Genomic DNA, 24,754 nt, shown 5'->3' with positions numbered 1-24,754 from the left:
TATTGTTGCAATTTGCATGGTCCTGGGAAGTTCATTCTTTCTAACTTATTGAAACTAAACGAATTATTTAATTTCTGCGACTGGCACGGTCACTGCAATTCCTCTCATGACGAGTTGTAACACCATTTTTCATGCCTGGAGCAGAACAACAATGAATAGATCCCCTGATGGGTTTTATCCCGCCGTTGAAGAGTCGAGCAGCGTTTCGGGCGTGTCCTGGGGCGCGATTTTCGCCGGTGCCGCGGCTGCCGCTGCCCTGTCGATGATTTTGGTCCTGCTCGGGTTCGGTTTGGGTTTCTCTGCCGTTTCACCGTGGGCCGGAGAGGGCGTCAGCGCCAAGGGCCTGGGCATTTCAACGATTGTCTGGCTGGCGGCGACGCAGATTATCGCTTCCGGCATGGGTGGCTACATCGCCGGTCGCCTGCGGGTGAAGTGGGCGAACATGCACGGTGACGAGGTGTATTTCCGCGATACCGCGCACGGCTTCCTGGCCTGGTGTGTGGCGACGCTGGTCACCGCAGTTCTGGTGGTCGGCTCGGTCAGCAGCGTGATCAGTGGTGGTGTGCAGGCCGGTGCCAGCGTCGCTGGCGGTGCTGCCAGCGCCATGACCCAAGCGGCCGGTAGTGCTGCGGCCAACACCGACAGCAACCAGTACGGTTACTACATCGATAGCTTGTTCCGCGATGACCGCCCGGCCTCCGTCAGCGATGACGCTGCGCATGGCGCCGTGGCCCGCATCTTTGCGCAAAGCCTGGCCAACGGTCAGCTCAGCGCCGAAGACCGTACCTACCTCGCGCAGTTGGTTGCCCAACGCACCAACCTGACTCAGGCCGACGCCGAACGTCGTGTTGATGAGATCTACGCTCGCACCCAGAAAGCCTTGGCCGACGCCAAACTGAAAGCTCAACAAGCGGCTGACACCGCTGCGAAAGTCGCTGCCTGGACCTCGCTGTGGATGTTCATCTCGCTGCTGGCCGGTGCGTTCTTCGCCAGCTTCGCTGCCACCTTCGGCGGTCGTCGTCGGGATGCGGTCGAGTACGTTGAAGTCGACACCTACACCACGACCACTCCGGTCCGTTAAACAAGGAGAATCACCATGCGCTCACTTCTGCTGTTTTTCCTCGGCGTACCGATCCCGATCATCATCCTGATCGCCCTGTTCGTGCACTGATTGCTCCATTGAGGCCCATGCCTCGGCCGCTTCCACCTTCGGGTGGAAGCGGCTTTTTGCTTTCTGACGGGCAACAAGGCGAGAATCCGCGCTGTGCTGTATTTCGATAGACCTCTGATTAAGGATGAGAACGTTGAACAAGAAGGAAATCAAACGTCAGGTGAGCGAGATGCTCGACGCCGGTCGCTCGAAAACCGAAACCTTCAAGGCGTTGTCCGGCGGCGCAGTCAAGGACAAGGTGCTGGCGTATCTGATCGGCTCGTGGCCCGATCCAGAACTGCTGGATCGTCACGCCGGCAAGATAAAGGTGCTGCTCGGTCTGACCTATATCCAGGCGTTGATCGGGCTGGTGGGCGGTTATTTCCTCGGCCTGACGATCAGCACCGGTTGGGCCATCGGCTTGGGGTTGTTTGCCGGTGTCGTACCTCTGCTGTTCGCGTGGGGCTTTTACCGCAACGTGGCGCAGGCCTACACCGTGTACGTATTTCTCTCGATCACCCAGATGCCGCGCATGTTCAAGGAATACGCCGACGATCCGATGGGCACGGTGATCGGCGTGGCTATCACGTTAGCCATGGTGTTTTTCGTCGCGTTGCTGAAAAACATGCTGTTTCCTGACCTGGGTTTCTTCGGTGCGAAGAAGATCAAGGGCCAGTTCGTCTTCTCCAATTGATCGTTGGACAATCCGACCACTTCACTGGCCTGGATCAATATTTCCCGTGGCGATATCCCCTACCTTAAAAGATCCAAGCCCTTGCCGCGGGATCGACTACATTACCTGCACGCGCACCGGTTGCGCTGACGGAGTACCGCAGTCAGACCCCCAAAATGCATTAGAACAACGGGTCGGCACGGTGTAGTGCAGCAAGGAGCTGGCGCAAAACTCCACTGACAATTTCACGGAAGATCATCGCAATGCACTGCCTAGAAAGAACCTTCGATATCCAGCCCTTGGCGCAGGCGGATATGACCGTGCACATCAACGGTCAAGCGGTCACCGCTGCTATCGGCGAAACCGTACTCAGCGTTATTCAATCCCTCGGCGTACGGCAGATTGCCCGCAACGATCATGACCAGATCAGCGGCGCCTATTGCGGCATGGGCGTGTGCCAGTGCTGTCTGGTGAAAATCAACGGCCGGCACAAGCGCCGCGCCTGCCAGACCGTGGTGCGTGACGGCATGCGCATCGAAACCCAGGTCAACCGCATCGCCGCGCAGGGGGTCGTATGAACCTGCAACCGGTGATTGTCGGCGGTGGCCCGGCGGGAATGGCGGCGGCCATCGAACTGGCCCGTCATGGCGTGCGTTGCACCTTGCTTGAAGAGGCTTCGCGCCTCGGCGGGGTGGTCTATCGCGGGCCGCTGCGTGACGGCGTGCAACTGGATTATCTGGGGCCGCGCTACTCCGAGGCACTGGTCAAACTGCACGGTGAGTTTCAGGAACAGTCCGGGTTGATCGACGTGCGCCTCAACCATCGTGTGGTCGGCGCCGAAGGCACCCGTGCCTTGGTGGTGCTCGATGGCGATGAGCAGTTGCAGGAGATCGAGTATCCGCAGTTGTTGCTGGCGGCCGGTTGCCACGAACGCAGCGTGCCGTTTCCCGGCTGGACCTTGGCTGGGGTGATCATGCTCGGCGGCCTGCAACTGCAAATCAAAAGTGGTGTGGTCAAGCCGCAAGGGCCGGTGATCATCGCTGGCACCGGGCCGTTGCTGCCGCTGGTGGCGACGCAGTTGCATGCCGCTGGCGTCACTGTCGCGGGCGTGTATGAAGCCTGTGCGTTCGGCAAGATCGCCCGCGAAAGTCTGGCCCTGCTGAACAAACCGCAGCTGTTCCTCGATGGCTTGAGCATGCTGGCCTACCTGAAATTGCACGGCATCCCGATGAACTACGGTTGGGGCGTGATTGAAGCCCACGGCGAAGGCGAGCTGAAAAGCGTCAGCGTCGCACCCTATTCGGCGACGTGGGCACCGGACCTGTCCCGGGTCGAACGCTTTGAAGCGAAGACCCTGGCCGTCGGTTACGGCTTCATCCCGCGCACGCAACTGAGCCAGCAAATGGGCCTGGACCATGGCTTCAGCGACGACGGTTACCTGCGCGCCAATGCCAACATCTGGCAGCAAAGCAACGAACCTCACGTGCACATGGCCGGTGACATGGGCGGAATTCGCGGCGGTGAAGCCGCGATGCTCGCCGGCAAGATCGCCGCGACATCGATCCTGCTGCAACGTGGTGTACTCGAAGAAGAGTTGGCGCGGGTGCGCCGCGACCGCTACTTGAGCAAACTCAAAGCCATCGTGCGTTTCCGCGCTGCGGTGGATCGCTACACCGAGCGCGGCGTCGGCCAGACCGCGTTGCCGGCCGCCGACACGGTAATCTGCCGTTGTGAACACGCGACCCGCGCCGACATCGACCTGGCGCTGGAGCAGGGCGTGCAAGACATCGCCAGCCTGAAAATGCGCACCCGCGTGAGCATGGGCGATTGTCAGGGCCGGATGTGCGTCGGCTACTGCAGCGATCGCTTGCGTCAGGCCACCGGGCGCAAAGACGTCGGTTGGCTGCGCCCGCGCTTCCCGATCGATCCGATTCCCTTTTCCGCGTTTCAGTCCGTCGGCACGGAGGTCGCTGCCCATGAGTAAGTTCTATGACGTGATCATTGCCGGCGGCGGCGTGATCGGGGCGTCCTGCGCCTATCAATTGTCCAAGCGCAAAAACCTCAAGGTGGCGGTCATCGATGCCAAACGCCCGGGCAACGCGACCCGCGCCTCGGCCGGTGGTTTGTGGGCGATCGGTGAGTCGGTCGGGCTCGGCTGCGGGGTGATTTTCTTCCGCATGATGTCAGCCAACCGCAAGCGTGAAACCCAAGGCGCGGCGGTGGCCGTGGATGCGAGTACGCCGCACATTCTGCCGGAGTCGTTCTTCGATTTCGCCTTGCAGTCCAACGCGCTGTACCCGGGGTTGCACCGCGAGCTTAAAGAACAGCACGGGATGGATTTCAAGTTCGAAAAGACCGGGCTGAAGTTCGTTATTTATGACGATGAAGATCGACTGTATGCCGAACACATCGTCAGTTGCATTCCGCACCTGGCCGATCAAGTGCGCTGGCTCGATCAGGCGGCGTTGCGCGAGGCTGAACCGAGCGTCAGCCACGAGGCACGCGGGGCGCTGGAGTTTCTCTGCGACCATCAGGTCAGCCCGTTCCGCCTCGCCGACGCGTATGCCGAAGGTGCGCGGCAAAATGGCGTCGACTTCTACGTCAACACCAACGTCACCGGCGTCTTGCATCACGGCTCGCGCGTGACCGGCGTGCAGACGGCCGAGGAGGGCGTGTTCCACTGCAAGACGCTGATCAACGCCAGCGGCGCCTGGGCGGCGGACTTGAGCGAATGGGCCACGGGGATTCGCATCCCGGTGAAACCGGTCAAAGGCCAGATTCTGCTGACCGAACGCATGCCGAAGATCCTCAACGGCTGCCTGACCACCAGCGATTGCTACGTGGCGCAAAAGGACAACGGCGAGATCCTGATCGGCAGCACCACCGAAGACAAAGGCTTCGACGTCACCACCACCTACCCGGAAATCGCCGGGTTGGTGCAGGGCGCGGTGCGCTGCCTGCCGGAACTCAAAGACGTCAATCTGAAACGCACCTGGGCCGGGCTGCGACCAGGCTCGCCGGATGAGCTGCCGATTCTCGGGCCGATGCGTGGCGTGGAAGGCTATCTGAACGCCTGCGGACACTTCCGCACCGGCATTCTGACCTCGGCGATTACCGGCGTGCTGCTGGACAAACTGGTCAACGATGAGCCGCTGCCACTGGACATCACGCCGTTTCTGGCGGACCGTTTTGAAGTGGCCTCGGTCAAACCAACACTGGAATTAGAACTGGCCTGACACCGATCCCCTGTGGGAGCGAGCTTGCTCGCGAAGGCAATCTGTCAGTCACTGAGGTGCTGACTGACACACCGCTTTCGCGAGCAGGCTCGCTCCCACATGGGGTTTTGTATGTGGCTCAGGATTCGCGGGATTCTTCTTCCAGTTGGTCGGACTCAAACAACCGCGCCAGTTCCGCCCGGGCTTCCTGGGCGGTCTGCAGCACTTTCGCCGCATCGTCGTAAATCGCGTGTTGCGCCTCCAGCACCTGTTCGTCGTGGTGCTTGAAGCGCTTGATCCGCGCATCGGCCTGGGCTTGGGTCAAACCGAGACCCACCAGCGTGCGCCGGCTCATTTCCAGACTCGAATAATAGGTCTCACGAATCGCCTCCGCGCCAACATCCACCAAGCGGTGCACGTGCTGACGGTTACGGGCGCGGGCGATGATTTTCATGTGCGGATACAGCTTGCGCACCACCTCGGCGGTCTTGATGTTGGTCTCCGGATCATCCGTGGCAATCACGAAATATTCCGCCTCGCCAACCTTGGCCGCATTGAGGATTTCCGGGCGCATCGGGTCGCCATAAAACACCGGCACACCACCAAAACTGCGCGACAGTTCGATGGTTTCCACCGAGGTGTCCAGCGCGACGAATTTGATGTTCTGCGCACGCAGGATCCGCGCCACGATCTGCCCCATCCGGCCCATGCCGGCAATCACCACACGCGGGGCTTCGGTGTCGATCTGGCGGAATTTCTCCGGTACTTCCACCGGCTGCACTTTCGGGCTGACCAGCCTTGCGCAGATCAACAACAGCAGCGGCGTCACCGCCATCGACAAGGTAATCGTCAGCACCAGCAGGTCATACAGGCGCGGTTCGAACAGACCCTGATCACGGCCGATCTTGAACACCACAAAGGCAAATTCACCACCGGCCGCCAAGACAATACCGAGGCGAATCGCACTGACTTTATTCAAACCACCGGCCAGCCGCCCAACGACAAACAGCAGCGGCAATTTCAGGCCGATCAACAGCAGCGTCAGCCCCAACACGGTGACCGGCGCACTGAGCAGCAAACTGAGGTTGGCGCCCATGCCGACGCTGATAAAAAACAGCCCGAGCAGCAGCCCCTTGAATGGTTCGATCTGCGCTTCCAGTTCATGGCGATATTCCGAATCCGCCAACAGCAGACCGGCGAGAAACGCTCCCAGCGCCATCGACACGCCGACCAGATCCATCAACCACGCGGTGCCGATCACCACCAGTAACGCCGTGGCGGTCGACACTTCCGGCAGACCGGTTTTCGCCACCACGCGGAATACCGGGCGCAACAGATAACGGCCACCGACCACGACCACGGCGATACCGCCGAGCACCTGCAACGCGTGATTGAGACTGTCGGCGTTGCTGCTGTCGTGAGTACCGCCGGCCAGCATCGGCACCAACGCGATCAGCGGAATCGCAGCGATGTCTTGAAACAACAGAATGGCAAACGCCAGACGCCCGTGCGGACTGGTCAATTCCTTGCGCTCGGCGAGGCTTTGCAACCCGAATGCCGTGGATGACAGCGCCAGGCCGAGACCCAACACAATCGCGCTGTTCAGCGGCTGGCCAAACACCGACAACGCCAGCACGCCAATCACCGAAGCCGTCAGCAACACCTGCGCCAACCCGACACCGAACACCGATTTACGCATCACCCACAAGCGTCGTGGCGATAGCTCCAGGCCGATGATGAACAGCAGCAACACCACGCCCAGTTCAGAAATGTGCGCCACGCTTTGTGGATTGCCGATCAGGCCCAAAACCGATGGGCCGATGATCACCCCGGCAAACAGATAACCGAGCACCGCACCCAGTTGCAGGCGTTTGGCCAAAGGCACGGTGAGCACGGCCGCGAACAGAAACACGACGGCGGCTTGCAACAGATTGCCTTCATGGGGCATGGGGTTACTCCTGACAACGGTACGGCGGGGGGTGACAAGGATAAGGGCTACCAAGACATATAGGCCACTGGAGATCCAATGTGGGAGCGAGCTTGCTCGCGAAAGCGGAGTGTCAGCCAATAGTGTTTTCACTGACAGATTGCATTCGCGAGCAAGCTCGCTCCCACAGGGGATCTGATGTCGAGTCTGTAATAATTTGCATCAATTGGTTACATTCATAACCTCTACGTATCAATCCTCGCGAGTCCCGCCATGGCCATCAACTTCGACCTCAACGACCTGCAAGCCTTTCGCGCCGTGGTCGAGCAGGGCAGTTTCCGCAAGGCTGCCGACACCGTGCGCCTGTCGCAACCGGCGCTGAGCCGGCGCATTGAAAAACTCGAAGACGCCCTCGGCGTGAAGTTGTTCGAGCGCACCACACGCAAGGTCAGCCTGACCCAGGCCGGGCGCGGGTTCATGCCGAGTGTCGAACGTTTGCTCGATGACCTCGACGTGGCATTGTTGGGCATCAGCGAAGTCGCCTCGACGCGGCTGGGCCACGTCACCGTCGCCTGTGTGCCCTCGGCGGCGTACTACTTCATGCCGCGCGTGGTCGCGCGCTATCACCAGCAATTTCCGCGCATCAAAGTCAAAGTGCTCGACTCCAGCGCGCACGATGTGCTCAGCGCGGTGGTCAACGGCGAGGCGGATTTCGGCTTGAGTTTCTTGGGCACGCAGGATGCCAAAGTCGACTTCGAAGCGCTTGTGCAGGAGTGCTACGTGGTCGCCTGTCGGCGCGATCACCCGTTGGCCGGGCGCAGCAGTGTGACGTGGGACGAGTTTTATCAGCAGGATTACATCTCGCTCGACAAGACCTCCGGCAACCGCTTTTTGCTCGATCAAGCCCTAAGCACCGTGGTGCCGCAGCGGCAAAGCATCTGCGAAACCAAGCATGTGACGACCATGATCGGTCTGGTCGAGGCGGGATTGGGGGTTGCAGCTGTGCCGCAGATGGCGCTGCCGGGGCCGGATCATCCGATCCTGACGCGGGTGCCGTTGACCGATCCGCAAGTGATGCGCAGTGTCGGCATCATCAAGCGCCGGGGTCGTACGTTGACCCCGGCGGCATTGGAGCTGGAGCGGCTGGTGATAGAAATGAAAGTCCAGCCGCCAACGATCAGCGCTTGACCGAGTCCAGCCCGGTGGCTTGCACGTCGGCTTGTGCGGCTGGCGCGGCGAGGTAGGCAAGCAAGGCTTTGGCTTCTTGCGGATGCTGCGCGCCGACTGGAATGCCGGCGGCAAAACGCGTTACCGACTGCACCGATTCCGGAATCTTCGCGACGAAACTCACCCCCGGCACCGGCAGCAATTCGCTGACCTGCTGGAAGCCCAATTGATAGTCGCCGGTGGCAACCACCGAGCCCACCGGGATTTTCGGGATCATCTTGGCCTTCGGTTTCAGTTGCTCTTCGATGCCCAGTTTCTTGAACAATTGCTGCTCGATGTACACGCCGCTGGCGCTGTCGGAGTAAGCCACCGATTGCGCGTCGAGCAGGGTTTTCTTCAAGGCGTCGACATTGCTGATGTCCGGTTTTGGCGCGCCTTCACGCACCACCAGGCCAATTCGCGAATCTGCTAGTTCCACGCGCGAGGCCGGGTCGACCTTGCCTTGTTTGATCAAGTCGTCGAGGGCGTAGCCGACCATGATCACCACGTCGGCGTGTTCACCGCGGGCGAGGCGATTGGGGATTGCCTCGGGTGCTTTGCCCATCGACGGGCCGAGGCTGGTGGTCAGTGTGTTGCCGCTGGTGGCAGCGAATTTCGGCCCGAGAATCTTGTAGGCGGCAGTGAAGCCCCCGGAGGTCATCACGCTCAATTCTTCGGCCTGGGCCGCGAGGTTGAACGCGAGACCGGCGAGCAGGGCGGCGACAGTAAACAGTTTTTTCATGGCGAGTTTTCCTCAGGCCGCGACAGGTTGCAGACGACCACCGGCACGGCGGTACAGATAAAGAGTGGCGCACAACGCACACAGCGCACCGATGCTCATCCAGTAACCCGGCGCGGCTTTGTCGCCGGTGTACTGGATCAGGAAGGTCGACATCGCCGGGGTGAAACCACCGAAAATTGCCGTGGCCAGGCTGTAAGCGAGAGAGAAACCGGCGACGCGCACTTCCACCGGCATGATTTCGGTCAGCGCCGGAATCATCGCGCCGTTGTACATGCCGTAGATAAACGACAGCCACAACAGCGACAGCAGCATGTGGCTGAAACTCGGCGCCTGCACCAGGTACGACAGCGCCGGATAGGTGGTGGCCAGCGCCAGCAGTGACATCGCGATCAGCACCGGGCGACGGCCGATGCGATCCGACAACATGCCGCCAATCGGCAACCAGAAGAAGTTCGACACACCGACCAGCAAGGTCACCAGCAGCGCATCGGACGTGCTCAGGTGCAGCACGGTTTTGCCGAAGGTCGGCGCGTACACGGTGATCAGGTAAAACGCGGTGGTGGTCAGTGCGACCATCAACATCCCGCCAAGCACCACCACCCAGTTCTGGCCGAGCGTGCGGAACACTTCGCCCATGCTCGGGCGGTGTTTGCGTGCGGCGAACTCTTCGGTTTCCGCCAGGTTACGGCGCAGGAAAAAGATGAACGGCACGATCATGCAACCCACGAAAAACGGAATCCGCCAGCCCCAATCGGCAATCACGTCCGGCGCCATCCACGCGTTCAGCGCGTAGCCCAGCGCGGCAGCAACGATGATCGCCACTTGCTGACTGGCCGATTGCCAAGCGGTGAAGAAACCCTTGCGCCCCGGCGTGGCGATCTCGGAGAGGTACACCGAAACACCGCCCAATTCCGCGCCGGCGGAGAAGCCTTGCAGTAGGCGTCCGATCAACACCAGCGCTGGCGCAAACAGGCCGATGCTCTCGTATCCGGGCACCAGCACAATCAGGATCGTGCCGCTGGCCATGATCGACAGCGTGACGATCAAGCCTTTGCGCCGACCGACATCATCGATGTACGCACCGAGCACGATGGCGCCCAGCGGACGCATCAGAAAGCCTGCGCCGAACACCGCGAACGTCATCATCAGGGAAGCGAACTCACTGCTCGCCGGAAAGAACACCGCCGCGATCTGCGTGGCGTAGAAGCCGAACAGGAAGAAGTCGAACTGTTCGAGGAAGTTTCCCGAGGTCACCCGGAAAATGGCACCGGCCCGCGAGCCGCCGTGTGGGATTGAGGCTGTCATAGCAAAGGACTCCACCGCTTTTATGACGTGCGCCACGGAGAGGCAGCGCACGGTTCTTATTGAGGCGGATGGTCGCTCAGGTGTAACTGGATGTTAATTGCATTATTGGCATGGATTGATGTGCAAAGCCGATCAATGCCCAAATCCCGACCCACTCACTAACCCTGTGGGAGCGAGCCTGCTCGCGAAAGCGGTGAATCAGGCGATGAAATGTCGATTGTGCTGACCCATTCGCGAGCAGGCTCGCTCCCACAGGTTTTCGGGGTGCCTGCAACTTTCGCTAACACCCTGGCCCCTTGTGTGTGGCTTGCCAGCGATGGCGGCCCGACTGGCGACTACAATCCCTCAGGCAACCCAGGCAAAAAACAAGGAATGATTGCCGAACTGTGCAGTCCGAGTTCAGGTATCACACATCAATGGAGGTTCACCGATGAACAGCAAAACCCTAATCGCCAGCCTGGCCCTCGTCGCCGGCATTGCCGGGATCAGCCCTCTTGTTCAAGCGGCGCAAACCTCAAGCGATCCCACCGTTCAATCCCCGGTCAGCGACCGCGAATTGAAGGTCAACGACCGCGCCCCGGACATTTATCAACGCAGCGAAAAAGCCATCGACTGGAAAACCAAAGGCCTGAAAAAACCGGTCGATCAGGCACAGTGGGTGCAGATCAATGACCAGTACGTCATGGTGATGATCACCAACGGCACCATTGTCGAGATGAAACCGGTTCCGCGTTAAACCTCCGGCAATAATCAGCCATGGACGGTTGATTGCAATCGAGCGCCGTTCGGGTAAAACCCGTGGGGCGTTTCGAGTGAAGAGAAGTAAGGAGCAACACGTTGGAAAAGAAACCGCTGTATCGCAAAGAAAACACCACCGCCCACAATGTCTGGCGCAACAACCCAGGCGGGCACTACCGTGATCAACGAAACACCAAAGCGCAAAGCCGTAGCGAGGCTACGCGCGGCTCGATGCACGGCATCAAACACCACGGCTATGACTACACGCCGCTGTTTCGTTTTCTGTTATCCCGCGTCGGCGGTCATTGGGATGAGATTTTCAGCGAAGCGGTTTCTCGCCTTGATCGGCCAGAGCCGGTGTTCTGGATGGTTGCCATCCATGAAGAGGATCGTGAGGACATTGTGCGACTGGGCGAGTCGGCCTACTTCAACGGCCTGTTCGTCGATGGGCAAAAGCAGCTGCAAATCGTCAACCCGCAGCTGACTGCCGAAGAGATGAAACCTCATTGCCGTTGCTGCACGCATACCTTCAACGGCGTTCCGTTTGGCCTGCCTGCGGACTGATCGAGCTACTCGACCCGAACCTGATTCATCACCTGCCCACCCCCTATTCGATACTGATTATTGCCACTGCGCTTGGCCTCATACATCGCCAGATCGGCAATGTGCAGCAAGCGATCCATGGCCGTCGCATGGTCCGGAAACACTGCCACGCCAAGGCTGGTACCGATATGGCGCTGGTCGTTGCCGATGCTGATCGGGGGCGACAGTTCGATGAAAATTTTCTGGCAGATGCTGCGGGCTTCGTCCTGCAAACTCAGGCTCGGCGACAGGTCTTGCAGGATCACCACAAACTCATCGCCGCCAATGCGCGCGACGGTGTCGGTGGCGCGCAGGATGCGTTTCAACCGTGTTGCCGTGGTGATCAGCACGCGGTCGCCGGCGGCATGGCCGTAGCGGTCGTTGATGGTTTTGAAACCGTTGAGGTCGACGAACACCAGTGCGACGCGGGTCTCGGTCTGCCGCGCGTGATCCAGTGCTTCGGACAAGCGTTGTTCCAGCACCAAGCGATTGGGCAGCCCGGTCAGCGGATCGAAGTGAGCGAGGTGTTGCAGGTAGCTGGCGGAAGCTTTTTCTTCGGTGATGTCGCGCACCACGCCCATCATTTTCACCACCGCGTCGTGGTCGTTGCGCACCACGTTGCCGGTTTCCCGTAGCCAGCGAATCGTGCCGTCGGGCCACACCACGCGGTATTCCTCATCGTGGTTTTCGCCGGTTTCCAGGCAACGCAGTTCGCCTTCGCGCACCTTGGTGCGGTCATCCGGATGGACACAGGAACAGAACAACGCATAGGACGGTGTGATTTCACCGATCTTGAAGCCGAACATGCCGTAAATCGCATCCGACCAGTACAGCCGATCCGTGTCGACTTCCCAGTCCCAAGTGCCGATGCGCGCAAAGTACTGGCTGCGCTTGAAACGCTCGACGTCGCCGTCCTGCTGAATGTGCTGGCCATCAGCAGCACGCGTCAGCAGATCCCGGTATTGCGCAAGCTGCCTGCGCAAACCGCGTTCGCGCCACAACAGCAGAGCGATGATGGCGAGCAAGATCGCGCCCATGGCAAGGCTGATCCAGAACAGAGTCATTCGGGCGCTGCCAGCATGGCGGGTCGATCCGTGGGGTAGTGGCGGTTGGCTATGTTAATGCTTCAATACTCAGTTCCGATACCACGTTGATCTGCGCTGGCAGGTTGCCAATCCCCGGCATTTCTGGGAAAACGGCGGTCGGCTGAACAATAGAGTGAATGTTATGAATGATGAACTGCAGGTAATCGATCTTCAGGTCGGCGAAGGCAAAGCCGCAGTCAAAGGCGCGCTGATCACAACTCAATACATCGGTTGGCTGGAAGACGGCAGCGAGTTCGATTCTTCCTATAGCCGCGGCAAACCTTTTCAGTGCGTGATTGGCACCGGGCGGGTGATCCAGGGTTGGGATCAGGGCTTGATGGGCATGCAGGTGGGGGGCAAACGTAAATTGCTGGTGCCGGCGCATCTGGGGTATGGCGAGCGGACGATGGGCAAGATCCCGCCGAATTCGAATCTGGTGTTTGAGATTGAGTTGTTGGAAGTGCTGACGCGGGAGGATTGAGGTGGGCGGCTGGAGCTGGCTCGGATGAAGCTCGTAACTTCATCCGAATGTAGCCAGGGATGATCAGGTGAATATGTCGATATCGTCGAGCGTGTCTTCAATGATCCCTTGTAGCGAAGGGTGCATTCGCTTCACAGATTCGAGTGCCGCAAAAACTGTTTCAGTATCCAGCTCGCCATGTCGGCGAGCGATGTGCCCGAGTGCAGTAGTCGCAGCGGCCACAATTGCTTCGGTTTTGCTGGTGAGGTGTTTCAGGCAGATGTCCTGAGCCCAGTTTCTATCGGTTTCATTCAGGCCAATGGATACGAGTGCGGCGCTTATGTCTGCATCCGTGCCGCTGGCAAGTAGGAGGATGGCCTCATCGTGGGGTATCCGTGGATTTTGATAGATGAGACCCATTGGCGAAATTAACCCCTGATGCCGATAAAAAGATCGAGTTCCGATGGCAGTTTTTCGTTAATCACCATGCCGATTTTTTGAGCTTGATCCGAGGTCAGCAGCCATTCGCCGTCGGGACTTTCATCAAGGCTTTTCCAACCCATTGCAGCCAAGACTGCAGGTTCAAATTTCGGTCCAACTGTAAGTTCGTATTTTAAGGCGTCGTCTTCGTCGTCACCTTTTAAGAAACCGCTAATCCATAAAAACATCTGTAGCCTCCTGTTTACTTCGGGGTTGATCTTTCGGGGTCTGCGGGATCGATTTGTTCCCCAGTCTCGTGGTTAAACTCGCCGAGATGCTTGCCTTGCTTGTTATAAAGCTCGATCGCACCGGTTTTACTGTCCCATTCATAGATCCGGCCTTTTCTATCTTTCCATCGGCTGCGTCTACCGCCTCCGCCTTGAACACTGCTTTTGGATTTGACAGGAAAGGCATCCGGGAATGCGGGAAGTGTTGAGGGAGGTCTGTGGTACTTGATATCGCCGCCGAGAGCGGGCCTTGAAATAACAACATACAGGGGTGACACCCCGGAGTCAGCCGGAAAAACCAAGATGAAGTCGTGGTACTCAGGTGGGTAAACCGGATTAACGATGATCTTGTCTGCTTGCTCAGTCGGCGGGTAAATCCAGATCTGAGGTACTCGTGGTGTGCTTTCCAACGGTGGAATTACCGTTGTCTTGGTGGGGTCTACAGCGGGTGTCCAGATCAATTTTGCGCCATTGCCGAAATCTGCGACTTGCTGTGTGCCTTGCTTCACGAACCGTACGACAGGAATCATCTCCCAATCGCTTCGCGTCTGGGTGTTGTACCCATATCCTTTCAAGGTGCCGTCAGCCTGTTGTTCTAAACGCAATCGGACACGAGTGCGACCTTTCTCAAGCGATTTAAGTTGTTCTTCTGTGTATAGCGAGCTGTCGCCCAAACTCGAAGGCCAAAGCAGAGCAACCATGCCGAGCAATGCACCAGCGACAACACCTCCCGTCACTGCACTTGCACCACTCACCGCACTTGCGCCTGGGCTTGCAGTGGTAGTCGTAGCTAATAGAAGCGTTCCTGCCTCAGCGGGAAAATTACGGCCTCCTACTTTTTTTAGCGGGATGTTCCCAGCAGTGTCTCGCTCGCGGCCGCCCAACAAAGACAACTCTCCAAAATCAGCCAACTTCTCGACCGGAATAAATCCGGTACTACTGACATGGTTGATTACACCATCCGGAAGTTGGCAGCTTTTAGCGAACACGCAACCTTTTGCATCGGGCATAGGCTGTTGTGGCTGTTTGATTAGGCTATTTTCGTAGGCTTGCTGTCTGGCAAGCATGTCGTCATAGGCGGTTTGTCTAGCTTCCCGCTCTGCCAACTCGCTGTCGGTCATGTAGCGGCTAGTGATGTGGTGTCCGTCACCGGCCGGTGGGTTTTGAACCCGAGGTCTGTCTGTCTTTCGCGTCATGAGCGTCCTTGTTCTTTCGTCAGAAAACGATGCGGACGCTAAATGAATGGGCGTTTGATGGATGTAGGACGGGTCTGAAATTGCGACAGTTGTTACAAGTGTAAAAAATCAGGATTGGTACATCGGCAGGTACGCCAACTCGCTCGGGCCTTCCTACGGTCTGGTTTTCAGATATTTGTTAGCAGAAAGAAAGCCATCGCGAGCAGGCTCACTCCTACAGTTGATCGCGGATGCTCATGGGATTTGAGTGCAGCGCAGATCTAGTGTGGGAGCGAGCCTGCTCGCGAAGAACGATTACGCGGTCAGTCAGGCTGCGTGCGCCATCTCGGCCAGTGTGTCGGCCACGGTTTTTTGCAGTGAGGGGAACCGGCGGGTCACGCGGCGCAGTGCGGGTAGCACGGCGTCGATTTCCAGTTCATCGAGTTGGGGAAGGACGGTGACGGCGGAGACGACGATGGATTCGCGTTCGCTTTCGAAGAGCACCAAGCAGGCGTTCTGTGCCCAGCGTCCGTCCCGCTCGTTGAAACCCATGGCCACCAGTGCCGCGACGACTTGTGCATCTGTTTTGTGGGTCATGGTTATTGCCTCAGGGCGGGGTCGATTTTGTCGAGGGCGCGGTTGACCGCGAGTTCGCCGAGCATGACCACTTGCTGGATGCCGAGCACGGTGTTGCGGTAGGGCGAGTCGAGCAGGGCGGCGAAGTCGCTGAGCATGACGCTGGCCGAAGCCATTGATTCGCAGGCATGGGCCATGAGGTCTTCGGCGCCGGTGTTGGGGTCGACGAGGAACATGGTGCTGGGTCTGCGCGGTGGTGAAGGCGGTGTGGGTTTCAGGTAGTGGTCGAGGGCGCGTTCGGCGGCTTCGTGGAGTTTTCTGGAGCCCGGTGTGGAATAGGGGGACGTTGGATTTGGATCGATTTCCGCGTCTGTTTCGGGCGGATTTGGCGTTATCTTGAACATATGCTGGGAACCTCAATGAGGCTGACACCGTTCTGCGACTAAACATTAGGTGGCAGCTATACGCAGGTTAGTCGACCGGCATCCCAAGCATTACCGGCGCGCTCGAAAGCGCCCTGCGCACAGCCGCCATTGAGTGCAGGCATCGAAATGCCAGACTGAATAACAGCTTGCGAACTTGAGAAAACACCGAGCGACTAAACCCGATCACTGAACATTCAGTGACGCGAACCAAGTTACCGGCGCCCCCCAAGCCGCACAAGCGGCGGATTCTGGCTTAGTTGTAGGCAAAGGCGCAAGGCGCTGTAGCCTGCTGGATGATGCCGAAATGATGCTGCGTTTTTCAGTTCGCCATCACCACTAGGTTGGCTCCCACAGGGATTTGTGTCGGGCGGGGAGTTCGATCACACCGCCGAAAAACTGTGGGAGCGAGCCTGCTCGCGAAGAGGCCGGCACCACCAGCATCTTCGTAATATGACACACCGCTTTCGCGAGCAGGCTCGCTCCCACAGGGGGCGATGTCGTTCATTGCATCCCGCTCATCCCGTTCAGACCAAGCCGAGCTTGCGATTGCCGAAGCCATCGACGATGATTCTCGCTACATAGGGGTAGGGGGTATAGGTATGTCGCACATTCACGAACACAAAGACGAACTGCTCAACCGCGTCCGGCGCATTGCCGGGCAGGTTCAGGCTGTCGAGAAAGCGCTGGAGGGCGACGCCGATTGCGCCAAGACGTTGCACTTGGTGGCGGCGATTCGCGGGGCGGTCAACGGTTTGTTGGAGCAATTCGTCGAGGCTCACGCCCGTGAACACGTTGCCCGTCCGGGGCTGAGCGATGACGAACGCGCGCAGGGCGTTGAAGAATTGCTGCAAGCCATCCGCCGTTACGCCAAATAGAGCGCAAACATCATGACATTGACTCCCAAGGCTGACCGCTTCAGCCACGATCACCAGTTTCTCGGCGCCTCGCACGATGAAAACGCGCGGCGCACGCTGTGGGTGGTGGCGCTGACTTTTGTGATGATGATTGCCGAGATCGCTGCCGGTTACATCACCGGTTCCATGGCGTTGCTGGCCGACGGTTTCCACATGGCAACCCACGCTGGCGCCTTGGGTATCGCGGCGGCGGCTTACGGTTTTGCCCGGCGCCACGCCAATAACCGGCGCTACAGTTTCGGCACCGGTAAAGTCGGCGATCTGGCCGGTTTTGCTTCGGCGATGATTCTCGGGCTGGTGTCGCTGGGCATTGCCGGTGAATCTGTTTTGCGTCTGTTCCAGCCGACCACGGTGGCGTTTGGCGAGGCGACGGTGATTGCGATCGTGGGCCTGGCGGTGAACCTGATCAGCGCTTTTCTGCTGATGGGCAAGCATGGCCACGACCACGGACACTCGCATGATCACGGCCATGATCATCATCACCACCATCACGACAACAATCTGCGTTCGGCCTATGTCCATGTGCTCGCCGATGCCTTGACCTCGGTGCTGGCGATTGCCGCACTGCTGGCCGGGCGCTATCTGGGCTGGGTGTGGCTGGACCCGGTGATGGGCATTGTCGGCGCCATCGTCATTGCCAAGTGGGCGTACAACCTGATGCGCGACAGTGCGGCCGTGCTGCTCGACGCCACCGATGAGCCGGTCGCGGCGCAGATCCGCGAGCTGCTGGAAACCTCGAATGATGTGCGCATCAGCGACCTGCACGTGTGGCAAGTCGGCCCGCAGGCGCGGGTGGCGATCGTCAGTGTGGTCGCGGCAGCAGGTGTCACGGCGGAGGTGATTCGCGAACGGCTGGCGCCGGTGCATGAGCTGTCGCACCTGACCATCGAGCTGCGCAGCGCTTAAGCCGTTGCCTCGCTGAACATCGGGATGCGGCCGTTGAGCGACGGGCGGTAATGCCAGTTCAGCCGATTCAGGTCGACACCGTGGGCGAGTATTTCACCCACCGTGGCGCTGGCGATGCTCATTGCCAGCGCCTGCCCCGGACACTGATGCCGGCCACTGCCAAAACTGAAACTGCGCCGGTTCGGCCGCTCCAGCAGGAACTCATCGGGATGTTCATTGAGGGCCGGATCGCGATTGGCCGAGGCCATCAGCACGAGTATCACGTCACCGGCTTCGACGCGGACACCGTCAATCTCGCAAGGCTGGACGACAAAGCGCCGGGTGTTCTGCACCGATGGATCAAAGCGCTGAACTTCGGCCAACAGAGCATCCATCGGGGCTGCGCTTAACGCCGGCTGACGGCGCAACGTCACCAGCGCATTGCCGATCAACCCGGCTGTGGCTTCATGGGTCTGCGAACACAGGCCAATCAGATTGGCGATCAGCGTGTCCTCATCGCCTTCAAATCGCTGCTCAATAGCCGTCAGCAATTCGCTGTTCGATTCGGCGAGCAACTCGATGAAATACCCGCGCAATTGCTCAGCCGCCGTATGCGCCGCTGCCAGTTGCAGATCGTTGCTCAGCGGCGACAGGCACGCGACGAAGTCCGCCGTCAGCTCGCTGATCGCCCGGCCCTGCGCCGGCGTGAAACCGAGCAGTGCCGCCAGCACGCACACCGGCCCGCGAAACATGGCTTTATAGAGGCCGTCGGCATCGTCGCTGAGCAGGCGCGCCGCCACCAGCGCGCGAATCTGCGCCTGATCAATCAAGCCCAGTGCGGGCTCGATCGCCGAGCGCGGGCAGCGCTGACGTTCGCCATCATTCATCCGCATCAACTGCGCGAAAACCCTGCCGGCCATGCCCGAGGCGATTGCCTTGGGCACCGGTTCCTGAGGCGGACGCACCCGGCAATCGGCACTGGCCAGCACGGCACACACCGCGCGGGCGCTGCTGGCGACCCACAGTTTCAGTCCGTGATGAAAGGTCAGCCCGCCCTGAGCACGCAGTTCGGCGTAATAAGGATAAGGGTCGGCATGAGTCGCAGCGATGATCGGGTCCATGTTTCGCAGCCTTGTCGTCGGGAAAGTGATGCGAGTATCTTCAGTTCGCAGCGACGACGATTCGTCCGGGAGCGAAATATGCACGCAGAACATCAAGACATCGGTGTCTCGCAGGTGGCGGCGGCCATCGCGGAGCCGGCGCGCACCAAAATCCTCTGCTCACTGATGGACGGCCACGCCCGCACCAGCACCGAATTGGCGGCCATTGCCGAAGTCAGCGCCTCCACCGCCAGCGCGCACTTGGCCAAACTCAAGGACCTGGCGCTGGTGCGCCTGCACGTGCAGGGCCGCCATCGTTATTACAGCCTCGCCGATAAACGCGTGGCTCAGGCCCTCGAAGCCTTGATGGTGATCGGCCAGAACGCCACGCCGACCTTCAAAGCGCACACGCCGGATCGCCTGCAATTCGCCCGCACCTGTTACGACCATATGGCCGGCACCCTGGCGGTGTTGCTGCATGATCGGTTGATCGAGGCGGGGTGGATGCTCGAAACCGACGAGCACGCGTATTGCCTGAGTGAGAGTGGGGAGGCGTTGTTTGAAGGCCTGGGCATTGAAGTGCAGGATTTGAGTACGTTGCGGCGCAAGTTTGCCTGTCCGTGCCTGGACTGGAGCATGCGTCGACCGCATCTGGGCGGGTCGCTGGGTGCGGCGCTGTTGCAAGCGGCGTTGAAGCGCAAGTGGCTGACTCAGGACATGGACAGTCGGGCGTTGGCGTTGACGACACTGGGCAGAAAGGAAATCGGCGTTCGGTTTGCTTTGGCGTTGCCTGCGGCTGACGCAGTAAGGATGCCGCGCAGCACGCCATCCATTGCGGCAACGATCAACGTTCGGTAGATAAAATCGCCTGACCGACGAAGGGCAAAGTTTGCCCTTGAACCCTGCGCGCGGGCTCTATACTGTATATGCACACAGTATAGAGCCCGCGCCATGCAAATCATCGACAAGCTGAGCATCCTCGCCGACGCCGCCAAGTACGACGCCTCTTGCGCCAGCAGTGGCGCGCCCAAGCGCAGCTCCGAGGGCAAAAGCGGGCTGGGTTCGACCGATGGCATGGGCATCTGCCACAGCTATACGCCGGACGGGCGTTGCGTGTCGTTGTTGAAAATTCTGCTGACCAATTTCTGCCTCTACGATTGCCAATACTGCGTCAACCGCCGTTCCAGCGATGTGCCGCGCGCTCGTTTCACCCCTGAAGAAGTCGTCGCGCTGACCATGGATTTTTACCGGCGCAACTGCGTCAGCGGGCTGTTTCTCAGTTCCGGCATCATCCGCTCGGCGGATTACACCATGGAGCAATTGGTGCGGGTCGCCAAGCTGCTGCGCGAAGAGCATGAGTTTCGTGGCTACATCCACCTCAAAACCATCCCCGAAGCGGATCCGGCGTTGATCGAGGAGGCGGGGCGCTACGCCGATCGCCTGAGCGTCAACATCGAATTGCCGACCGACGCCAGCCTGCAAATGCTGGCACCGGAGAAGGACATCGCTTCGATCAAACAGGCGATGAATACCATCTACACCGGCGTGCAGACCGTGTTGAACGAACCGCGCTCGGCGAAGTTCGCCCCGGCCGGGCAGAGCACGCAACTGATCGTCGGTGCCGATGACACCGACGACAGCACGATCTTGCACAGTGCCCAGTCGCTGTACGGCAATTTCCGTCTACGCCGGGTCTACTATTCGGCCTTCAGCCCGATCCCCGACAGTCCGAAAAGCGTGCCGCTGGCCGCACCACCGCTGATGCGCGAGCACCGTTTGTATCAGGCAGATTTTCTTTTGCGCAGCTACGGTTACAGCGCCGATGAGTTGCTCAAGGGGCCGGGTAATCTGGCCTTGGACATCGACCCGAAACTGGCCTGGGCGTTGCAGAATCGCGAGGTGTTCCCGCTGGACCTCAACCGCGCCGACGCGTCGTTGATTGCACGCATCCCTGGCATCGGCTTGCGCACCACCGAACGCTTGGTCGAGCTGCGCCGACAGCGGCGGATCCGCTACGAAGATGTCGCGCGCATGCGTTGCGTACTGGCCAAAGCCAAGCCGTTCATCATCACCAGCGATTACCACCCGCAGCAGGCCGAAGTCACCAGCCACTTGCTCTATCAGCAATTGCGCGACCGGCCGATGCCGCAGCAGATGGGGTTGTGGGGATGATCAACCTCGATTGCGATGACCTGTTCGACACCTGGCGGCAACAGGCGCGCTGGCTGCTTAGCCATGAAGTCGACCCAAGTCTGGTGAGCTGGGCGTCGGAAGGCGTGGGCGATTTGTTCGCCAGTGATGACCCTGTGCCTGAAGGGCAGGGGCCGTTTATGGCGCGCATCCCGCGGGTGCTGCTCGACACGCTGGAGCAAGCCGCGCAATACCGGGGTGATCAGCGCTGGAGTTTGCTCTACGAGGTGTTGTGGCGGGTCAGCCATGGTGATCGCACGGCCATGCTCGCCGGGGACAAACTGGGCAGCGAACTGCAGCGGCGAATTAAACAGGTGAATCGGGAAGCCCATCACCTGCATGCGTTTGTGCGCTTCATCGAACGTCCGTTATCCAGCGCGGGCCCGCAATACGTGGCTTGGCATGAACCCGCCCATGACATCCTGCGCAGCGCCAGCGAGCATTTTATCGGGCGCATGGGCCGGCATCGTTGGTTGATCGCCACGCCGCGCGACGGGGTTTATTACGATGGTGAGCAACTGATCCATCAGCGCCAATGCCCGCTGGAATGGCAGCAACTGGCGCAGAACGTCGACGATCCCCATGGTGATCTGTGGCTGACCTATTACAGCCACATCTTCAATCCGGCGCGGTTGAACGAGAAGGTCATGCAGGGACATTTGCCGGTGCGGTTCTGGAAGAATCTGCCGGAGGGGGAGCTGATTCCCGGGTTGATTACGCAGGCGCGAATGGGCAAGCAGCAGAATGGGCAGGCGAGTGGGATAGCTGATCGGCTTGGTAAACGGATTGCCTTGAAGAGCGAAAAGCCTACCCTCACCCCAGCCCTCTCCCGGAGGGAGAGGGAGCTGACCGAGGTGTTCTCCCGTACGACATCGACCTGAAAAACCGCGTCGAACTTCAGTCTGGAGAACAACCGAGATCGGCTCCCTTTCCCCCTCGCCCCCTTGGGGGAGAGGGCTGGGGTGAGGGGGAAAAAATCTCAAGCCCTACACAAAAATCCCCACCAAACGCAAAAAAGCCCCCCACCAATCACTCGGTGGAGGGCTTTTCTACATCAACACCCGTCAGATCAAACCTTGACGATCCAACCCGCTGGCGCTTCGATGTCGCCGGTCTGCACGCCCGTCAGCTCTTTGTAGAGCTTCTGAGTCACCGGACCCACTTCAGTCTCGCTGTGGAACACATGCAGATGATCGTTGTAGCTGATGCCACCAATCGGCGTAATCACCGCTGCTGTACCGCAAGCGCCGGCTTCTTTGAAGTCCGACAGCTTGTCGATCAGCACGTCGCCTTCAACCACTTCCAGGCCCAGACGCGATTTCGCCAGTTCGATCAGCGACAGGCGGGTGATGCCTGGCAGAACGGACGGCGAGTTCGGGGTGATGAACTTGTTGTCGTGGGTGATCCCGAAGAAGTTGGCCGAGCCGACTTCTTCGATCTTGGTGTGGGTCATCGGGTCCAGGTAGATCGCGTCAGCGAAGTTGGCTTTCTTGGCTTTCGAGCCCGGCATCAGGCTGGCCGCGTAGTTGCCACCGACCTTGGCCGCGCCGGTGCCTTGTGGGGCCGCGCGGTCGTAGCTGGAGATCTGGAAGTTGTGCGGGGTCAGGCCACCCTTGAAGTAGGCGCCGACCGGGATGCAGAAGATCGAGAAGATGAACTCAGGTGCGGTGCGCACGCCGATGTTGTCACCCACGCCGATCACGAACGGGCGCAGGTACAGCGCGCCGCCGGTGCCGTACGGCGGGATGAAGCGCTCGTTGGCACGCACCACTTCTTTACAGGCTTCGATGAACTGCTCGGTGTCGACCGTCGGCATCAGCAGACGCGCGCAGCTGCGTTGCATACGCAGGGCGTTCTGGTCCGGGCGGAACAGGTTGATCGAGCCGTCCTTGCAACGATAGGCCTTCATGCCTTCGAAGCACTGCTGGCCATAGTGAAGGGCAGTCGAGCCTTCGCTGATGTGCAGCACGTTATCTTCGGTCAGGGTGCCTTTGTCCCACTCGCCATCGCGAAAGTACGACAGATAGCGTTTGTCGGTCTTGATGTAGTCAAAACCCAGCTTGTCCCAATTGATGCTTTCGTTACCCATGACACCCTCTATCACTGAACAACCGCCGAAACGGTTCAAGGCTTCTGACGTTTTTTGGATGGGCACAACAATACTTCATTCTTGAGCGGTTTCGCAGCCCGGACTATCGGGTGACAGACAGATAAATCGCGTTGCCCCTGAGAATTCGCGAGCAAGCTCGCTCCCACATTTGAAATGCATTCCCTCTGTGGGAGCGAGCTTGCTCGCGAAGGGGCCATCACTGCCACCGCACATCACATATGCAACGCATGCCCCAAAGCACGCAACGCCGCTTCCTGCACCGCTTCACCCAAAGTCGGATGCGCATGAATGGTGCCGCCGATGTCTTCCAGCCGCGCGCCCATTTCCAGGCTTTGCGCAAACGCCGTCGACAACTCTGAAACACCCACGCCCACGGCTTGCCAACCGACAATCACATGGTTATCCCGACGAGCGACTACGCGCACGAAGCCGCTTTTCGACTCCAGCGTCATCGCCCGGCCATTGGCGGCGAACGGGAAGCTGGAGACGATGCAGTCCAGCCCCGCAGCCTTGGCTTCGTCCGGGGTTTTGCCGACCACCACCAGTTCCGGGTCGGTGAAGCACACGGCAGCAATGGCCGTCGGGTTGAATTCGCGGGTTTTGCCGCTGATCAACTCGGCAACCATTTCGCCCTGCGCCATGGCGCGGTGAGCGAGCATCGGCTCGCCGCTCAAATCGCCAATCGCATAAACGTTGCGCATGCTGGTCTGGCAGCGGCTGTCGATCTTGATCGCCGAGCCGTTCATGTCCAGATTCAGCGCTTCGAGGTTCCAGCCTTGGGTATTCGGCTTGCGACCGACGGCGACCAGTACCTGATCGGTTTCCAGGTTCAAGGTTTCGCCCTCGGGATCGCGCACCTGCAGGGTGCCGTCGAAACCCAGCACGCTGTGCTTCAGATACAGCTTCACGCCGAGTTGCTTCAACGCGTCATGCACCGGTTGCGTCAGTTCAGCGTCGTAGGCCGGCAGAATGCGATCCTGTGCCTCGACCACGCTGACGTCGGCACCGAGCTTGCGATAAGCGATACCCAGCTCCAGACCGATGTAACCACCGCCGACCACGACCAGACGTTTCGGCACGGATGTCGGCGCCAGCGCCTCGGTGGAGGAGATGATCGGCCCGCCAATCGGCAGGATCGGCAGGTTGACGCTGGTCGAACCGGTGGCCAGCACCAAGTGCTCGCACTGGATGCGCGTGTCGCCGACGTCGACAGTTTTGCCGTCGATGACTTTGGCCCAGCCGTTGATGACCTGAACCTTGTTCTTCTTCAGCAGCGCAGCCACGCCAGTGGTCAGGCGATCAACGATGCCGTCCTTCCACTCGACACTTTTAGTGATGTCGAGGGTCGGCGCGGAAACGCTGATGCCCAGCGCCGAATGCTGATTGTGATGCCGGGTCTGGTGGAACTGCTCAGCCACATGGATCAGCGCTTTCGACGGGATGCAGCCGATGTTCAGGCAGGTGCCGCCCAGCGATTGGCCTTCGACCAGAATCGTCGAAATGCCCAATTGCCCGGCGCGGATCGCCGTCACATAACCGCCTGGGCCGCCGCCGATGATCAGCAGCGTAGTGTTCAGAGATTGCATGCG

27 protein-coding genes are annotated in these 24,754 nt (G+C 59.7%); 14 read left to right on the top strand and 13 right to left on the bottom strand.

The features are described 5' to 3' along the window. Positions 1-151 precede the first annotated feature (151 nt). On the top strand, positions 152-1,081 hold the full coding sequence (locus A8O26_RS28410) for a hypothetical protein (protein WP_064120912.1): 930 nt from the start codon (positions 152-154) through the stop codon (positions 1,079-1,081). 21 nt (positions 1,082-1,102) lie between these two features. Here the strand turns inward: A8O26_RS28410 and A8O26_RS29895 are convergent, their stop codons facing one another. Further along, a complete protein-coding gene (locus A8O26_RS29895) occupies positions 1,103-1,312 on the bottom strand; it encodes a hypothetical protein (protein ID WP_155740697.1) in 210 nt (69 codons plus the stop codon). Between A8O26_RS29895 and A8O26_RS28405 the strand changes: the two genes are divergently transcribed. From A8O26_RS28405 to hcnC, 4 genes are all read left to right on the top strand, one after another. Next, positions 1,305-1,844 (top strand): hypothetical protein, encoded by a 540-nt coding sequence (locus A8O26_RS28405; RefSeq protein WP_064120911.1) that lies wholly within the window; start codon positions 1,305-1,307, stop codon positions 1,842-1,844. The two genes, A8O26_RS29895 and A8O26_RS28405, sit on opposite strands and share 8 nt — an antisense overlap. A gap of 242 nt (positions 1,845-2,086) precedes the next feature. After that, positions 2,087-2,401 carry a cyanide-forming glycine dehydrogenase subunit HcnA gene (hcnA, locus tag A8O26_RS28400; protein ID WP_064120910.1) on the top strand — a complete coding sequence of 105 codons (315 nt, stop codon included), beginning with the start codon at positions 2,087-2,089 and terminating at the stop codon, positions 2,399-2,401. Further along, positions 2,398-3,807, top strand: a complete 1,410-nt coding sequence (gene hcnB / locus A8O26_RS28395) for a cyanide-forming glycine dehydrogenase subunit HcnB (RefSeq protein ID WP_064120909.1) — start codon at positions 2,398-2,400, stop codon at positions 3,805-3,807. Before hcnA ends, hcnB begins: the two co-directional genes overlap by 4 nt. Further along, positions 3,800-5,059 (top strand): cyanide-forming glycine dehydrogenase subunit HcnC, encoded by a 1,260-nt coding sequence (gene hcnC, locus A8O26_RS28390; RefSeq protein WP_064120908.1) that lies wholly within the window; start codon positions 3,800-3,802, stop codon positions 5,057-5,059. Before hcnB ends, hcnC begins: the two co-directional genes overlap by 8 nt. A 118-nt stretch (positions 5,060-5,177) precedes the next feature. Here hcnC and A8O26_RS28385 read toward each other — a convergent pair whose 3' ends face one another. Then, a complete protein-coding gene (locus A8O26_RS28385; RefSeq protein ID WP_064120907.1) occupies positions 5,178-6,986 on the bottom strand; it encodes a monovalent cation:proton antiporter-2 (CPA2) family protein in 1,809 nt (602 codons plus the stop codon). A gap of 252 nt (positions 6,987-7,238) precedes the next feature. Between A8O26_RS28385 and A8O26_RS28380 the strand changes: the two genes are divergently transcribed. Then, a complete protein-coding gene (locus tag A8O26_RS28380) occupies positions 7,239-8,153 on the top strand; it encodes a LysR family transcriptional regulator (RefSeq protein WP_064120906.1) in 915 nt (304 codons plus the stop codon). On the opposite strand, the gene A8O26_RS28375 is transcribed toward A8O26_RS28380, so the two are convergent. Both A8O26_RS28375 and A8O26_RS28370 read right to left on the bottom strand, forming a co-directional pair. Continuing rightward, entirely contained in the window at positions 8,143-8,913 is a 771-nt protein-coding gene (locus tag A8O26_RS28375; RefSeq protein WP_064120905.1) for a substrate-binding domain-containing protein, read from the bottom strand. The genes A8O26_RS28380 and A8O26_RS28375 overlap by 11 nt on opposite strands. 12 nt (positions 8,914-8,925) lie before the next feature. Continuing rightward, positions 8,926-10,218, bottom strand: coding sequence for an MFS transporter (locus tag A8O26_RS28370; RefSeq protein ID WP_064120904.1), 1,293 nt, complete (start codon positions 10,216-10,218; stop codon positions 8,926-8,928). Between the two features lie 430 nt (positions 10,219-10,648). Here A8O26_RS28370 and A8O26_RS28365 point away from each other — a divergent pair, with 430 nt between their 5' ends. Both A8O26_RS28365 and A8O26_RS28360 read left to right on the top strand, forming a co-directional pair. Continuing rightward, the gene (locus tag A8O26_RS28365; protein WP_064120903.1) at positions 10,649-10,954 is read left to right on the top strand and encodes an RcnB family protein; all 306 of its coding nucleotides are present in this window, start codon (positions 10,649-10,651) and stop codon (positions 10,952-10,954) included. Positions 10,955-11,055: 101 nt separating this feature from the next. Continuing rightward, positions 11,056-11,520, top strand: a complete 465-nt coding sequence (locus A8O26_RS28360) for a hypothetical protein (RefSeq protein ID WP_064120902.1) — start codon at positions 11,056-11,058, stop codon at positions 11,518-11,520. A 5-nt stretch (positions 11,521-11,525) separates the two neighbouring features. On the opposite strand, the gene A8O26_RS28355 is transcribed toward A8O26_RS28360, so the two are convergent. Continuing rightward, a complete protein-coding gene (locus A8O26_RS28355; protein ID WP_064120901.1) occupies positions 11,526-12,602 on the bottom strand; it encodes a sensor domain-containing diguanylate cyclase in 1,077 nt (358 codons plus the stop codon). 163 nt (positions 12,603-12,765) lie between these two features. Between A8O26_RS28355 and A8O26_RS28350 the strand changes: the two genes are divergently transcribed. Continuing rightward, on the top strand, positions 12,766-13,104 hold the full coding sequence (locus A8O26_RS28350; protein WP_064120900.1) for an FKBP-type peptidyl-prolyl cis-trans isomerase: 339 nt from the start codon (positions 12,766-12,768) through the stop codon (positions 13,102-13,104). A 63-nt stretch (positions 13,105-13,167) separates the two neighbouring features. Here A8O26_RS28350 and A8O26_RS28345 read toward each other — a convergent pair whose 3' ends face one another. The 5 genes from A8O26_RS28345 to A8O26_RS28325 all read right to left on the bottom strand — a co-directional run bounded on the left by A8O26_RS28345 (position 13,168) and on the right by A8O26_RS28325 (position 15,945). Then, positions 13,168-13,503, bottom strand: a complete 336-nt coding sequence (locus A8O26_RS28345) for a hypothetical protein (protein ID WP_064120899.1) — start codon at positions 13,501-13,503, stop codon at positions 13,168-13,170. An 8-nt stretch (positions 13,504-13,511) separates the two neighbouring features. Next, positions 13,512-13,751, bottom strand: coding sequence for a pyocin S6 family toxin immunity protein (locus tag A8O26_RS28340; protein ID WP_064120898.1), 240 nt, complete (start codon positions 13,749-13,751; stop codon positions 13,512-13,514). Between the two features lie 14 nt (positions 13,752-13,765). Beyond that, positions 13,766-14,986 carry a colicin E3/pyocin S6 family cytotoxin gene (locus A8O26_RS28335; RefSeq protein ID WP_064120897.1) on the bottom strand — a complete coding sequence of 407 codons (1,221 nt, stop codon included), beginning with the start codon at positions 14,984-14,986 and terminating at the stop codon, positions 13,766-13,768. Between the two features lie 306 nt (positions 14,987-15,292). Next, positions 15,293-15,562 (bottom strand): hypothetical protein, encoded by a 270-nt coding sequence (locus A8O26_RS28330; RefSeq protein WP_064120896.1) that lies wholly within the window; start codon positions 15,560-15,562, stop codon positions 15,293-15,295. A gap of 2 nt (positions 15,563-15,564) precedes the next feature. Then, positions 15,565-15,945, bottom strand: coding sequence for a DUF6124 family protein (locus A8O26_RS28325; RefSeq protein WP_064120895.1), 381 nt, complete (start codon positions 15,943-15,945; stop codon positions 15,565-15,567). Positions 15,946-16,565: 620 nt separating this feature from the next. On the opposite strand from A8O26_RS28325, the gene A8O26_RS28320 reads away from it, so the two are divergent. Further along, positions 16,566-16,841, top strand: coding sequence for a metal/formaldehyde-sensitive transcriptional repressor (locus A8O26_RS28320; protein WP_064120894.1), 276 nt, complete (start codon positions 16,566-16,568; stop codon positions 16,839-16,841). A gap of 12 nt (positions 16,842-16,853) precedes the next feature. Then, positions 16,854-17,786, top strand: coding sequence for a CDF family Co(II)/Ni(II) efflux transporter DmeF (gene dmeF, locus A8O26_RS28315; RefSeq protein ID WP_064120893.1), 933 nt, complete (start codon positions 16,854-16,856; stop codon positions 17,784-17,786). On the opposite strand, the gene A8O26_RS28310 is transcribed toward dmeF, so the two are convergent. Next, the gene (locus tag A8O26_RS28310) at positions 17,783-18,886 is read right to left on the bottom strand and encodes a cytochrome P450 (protein WP_064120892.1); all 1,104 of its coding nucleotides are present in this window, start codon (positions 18,884-18,886) and stop codon (positions 17,783-17,785) included. The two genes, dmeF and A8O26_RS28310, sit on opposite strands and share 4 nt — an antisense overlap. Before the next feature lie 78 nt (positions 18,887-18,964). On the opposite strand from A8O26_RS28310, the gene A8O26_RS28305 reads away from it, so the two are divergent. The 3 genes from A8O26_RS28305 (at position 18,965) to A8O26_RS28295 (ending at position 21,936) form a co-directional block, all read left to right on the top strand. Continuing rightward, complete coding sequence (locus A8O26_RS28305; protein WP_064120891.1) at positions 18,965-19,723, top strand: ArsR/SmtB family transcription factor; 759 nt, start codon at positions 18,965-18,967, stop codon at positions 19,721-19,723. Between the two features lie 93 nt (positions 19,724-19,816). Then, a complete protein-coding gene (locus tag A8O26_RS28300) occupies positions 19,817-21,037 on the top strand; it encodes a putative DNA modification/repair radical SAM protein (RefSeq protein ID WP_064120890.1) in 1,221 nt (406 codons plus the stop codon). Further along, entirely contained in the window at positions 21,034-21,936 is a 903-nt protein-coding gene (locus A8O26_RS28295) for a TIGR03915 family putative DNA repair protein (protein WP_064120889.1), read from the top strand. Before A8O26_RS28300 ends, A8O26_RS28295 begins: the two co-directional genes overlap by 4 nt. Before the next feature lie 188 nt (positions 21,937-22,124). On the opposite strand, the gene A8O26_RS28290 is transcribed toward A8O26_RS28295, so the two are convergent. Both A8O26_RS28290 and lpdA read right to left on the bottom strand, forming a co-directional pair. Beyond that, positions 22,125-23,144, bottom strand: coding sequence for a branched-chain amino acid aminotransferase (locus A8O26_RS28290; RefSeq protein WP_053121443.1), 1,020 nt, complete (start codon positions 23,142-23,144; stop codon positions 22,125-22,127). A 233-nt stretch (positions 23,145-23,377) separates the two neighbouring features. Further along, positions 23,378-24,751, bottom strand: coding sequence for a dihydrolipoyl dehydrogenase (gene lpdA, locus A8O26_RS28285; RefSeq protein ID WP_064120888.1), 1,374 nt, complete (start codon positions 24,749-24,751; stop codon positions 23,378-23,380). Positions 24,752-24,754: the final 3 nt, after the last annotated feature.

This window comes from Pseudomonas fluorescens (genome assembly GCF_001648775.1).
In the GTDB taxonomy this organism is placed as follows: Bacteria; Pseudomonadota; Gammaproteobacteria; order Pseudomonadales; family Pseudomonadaceae; genus Aquipseudomonas; species Aquipseudomonas fluorescens_M.
The sequence above is the reverse complement of the archived record's forward strand: the minus strand, read 5'-3'. Positions and strand labels throughout refer to the sequence as shown.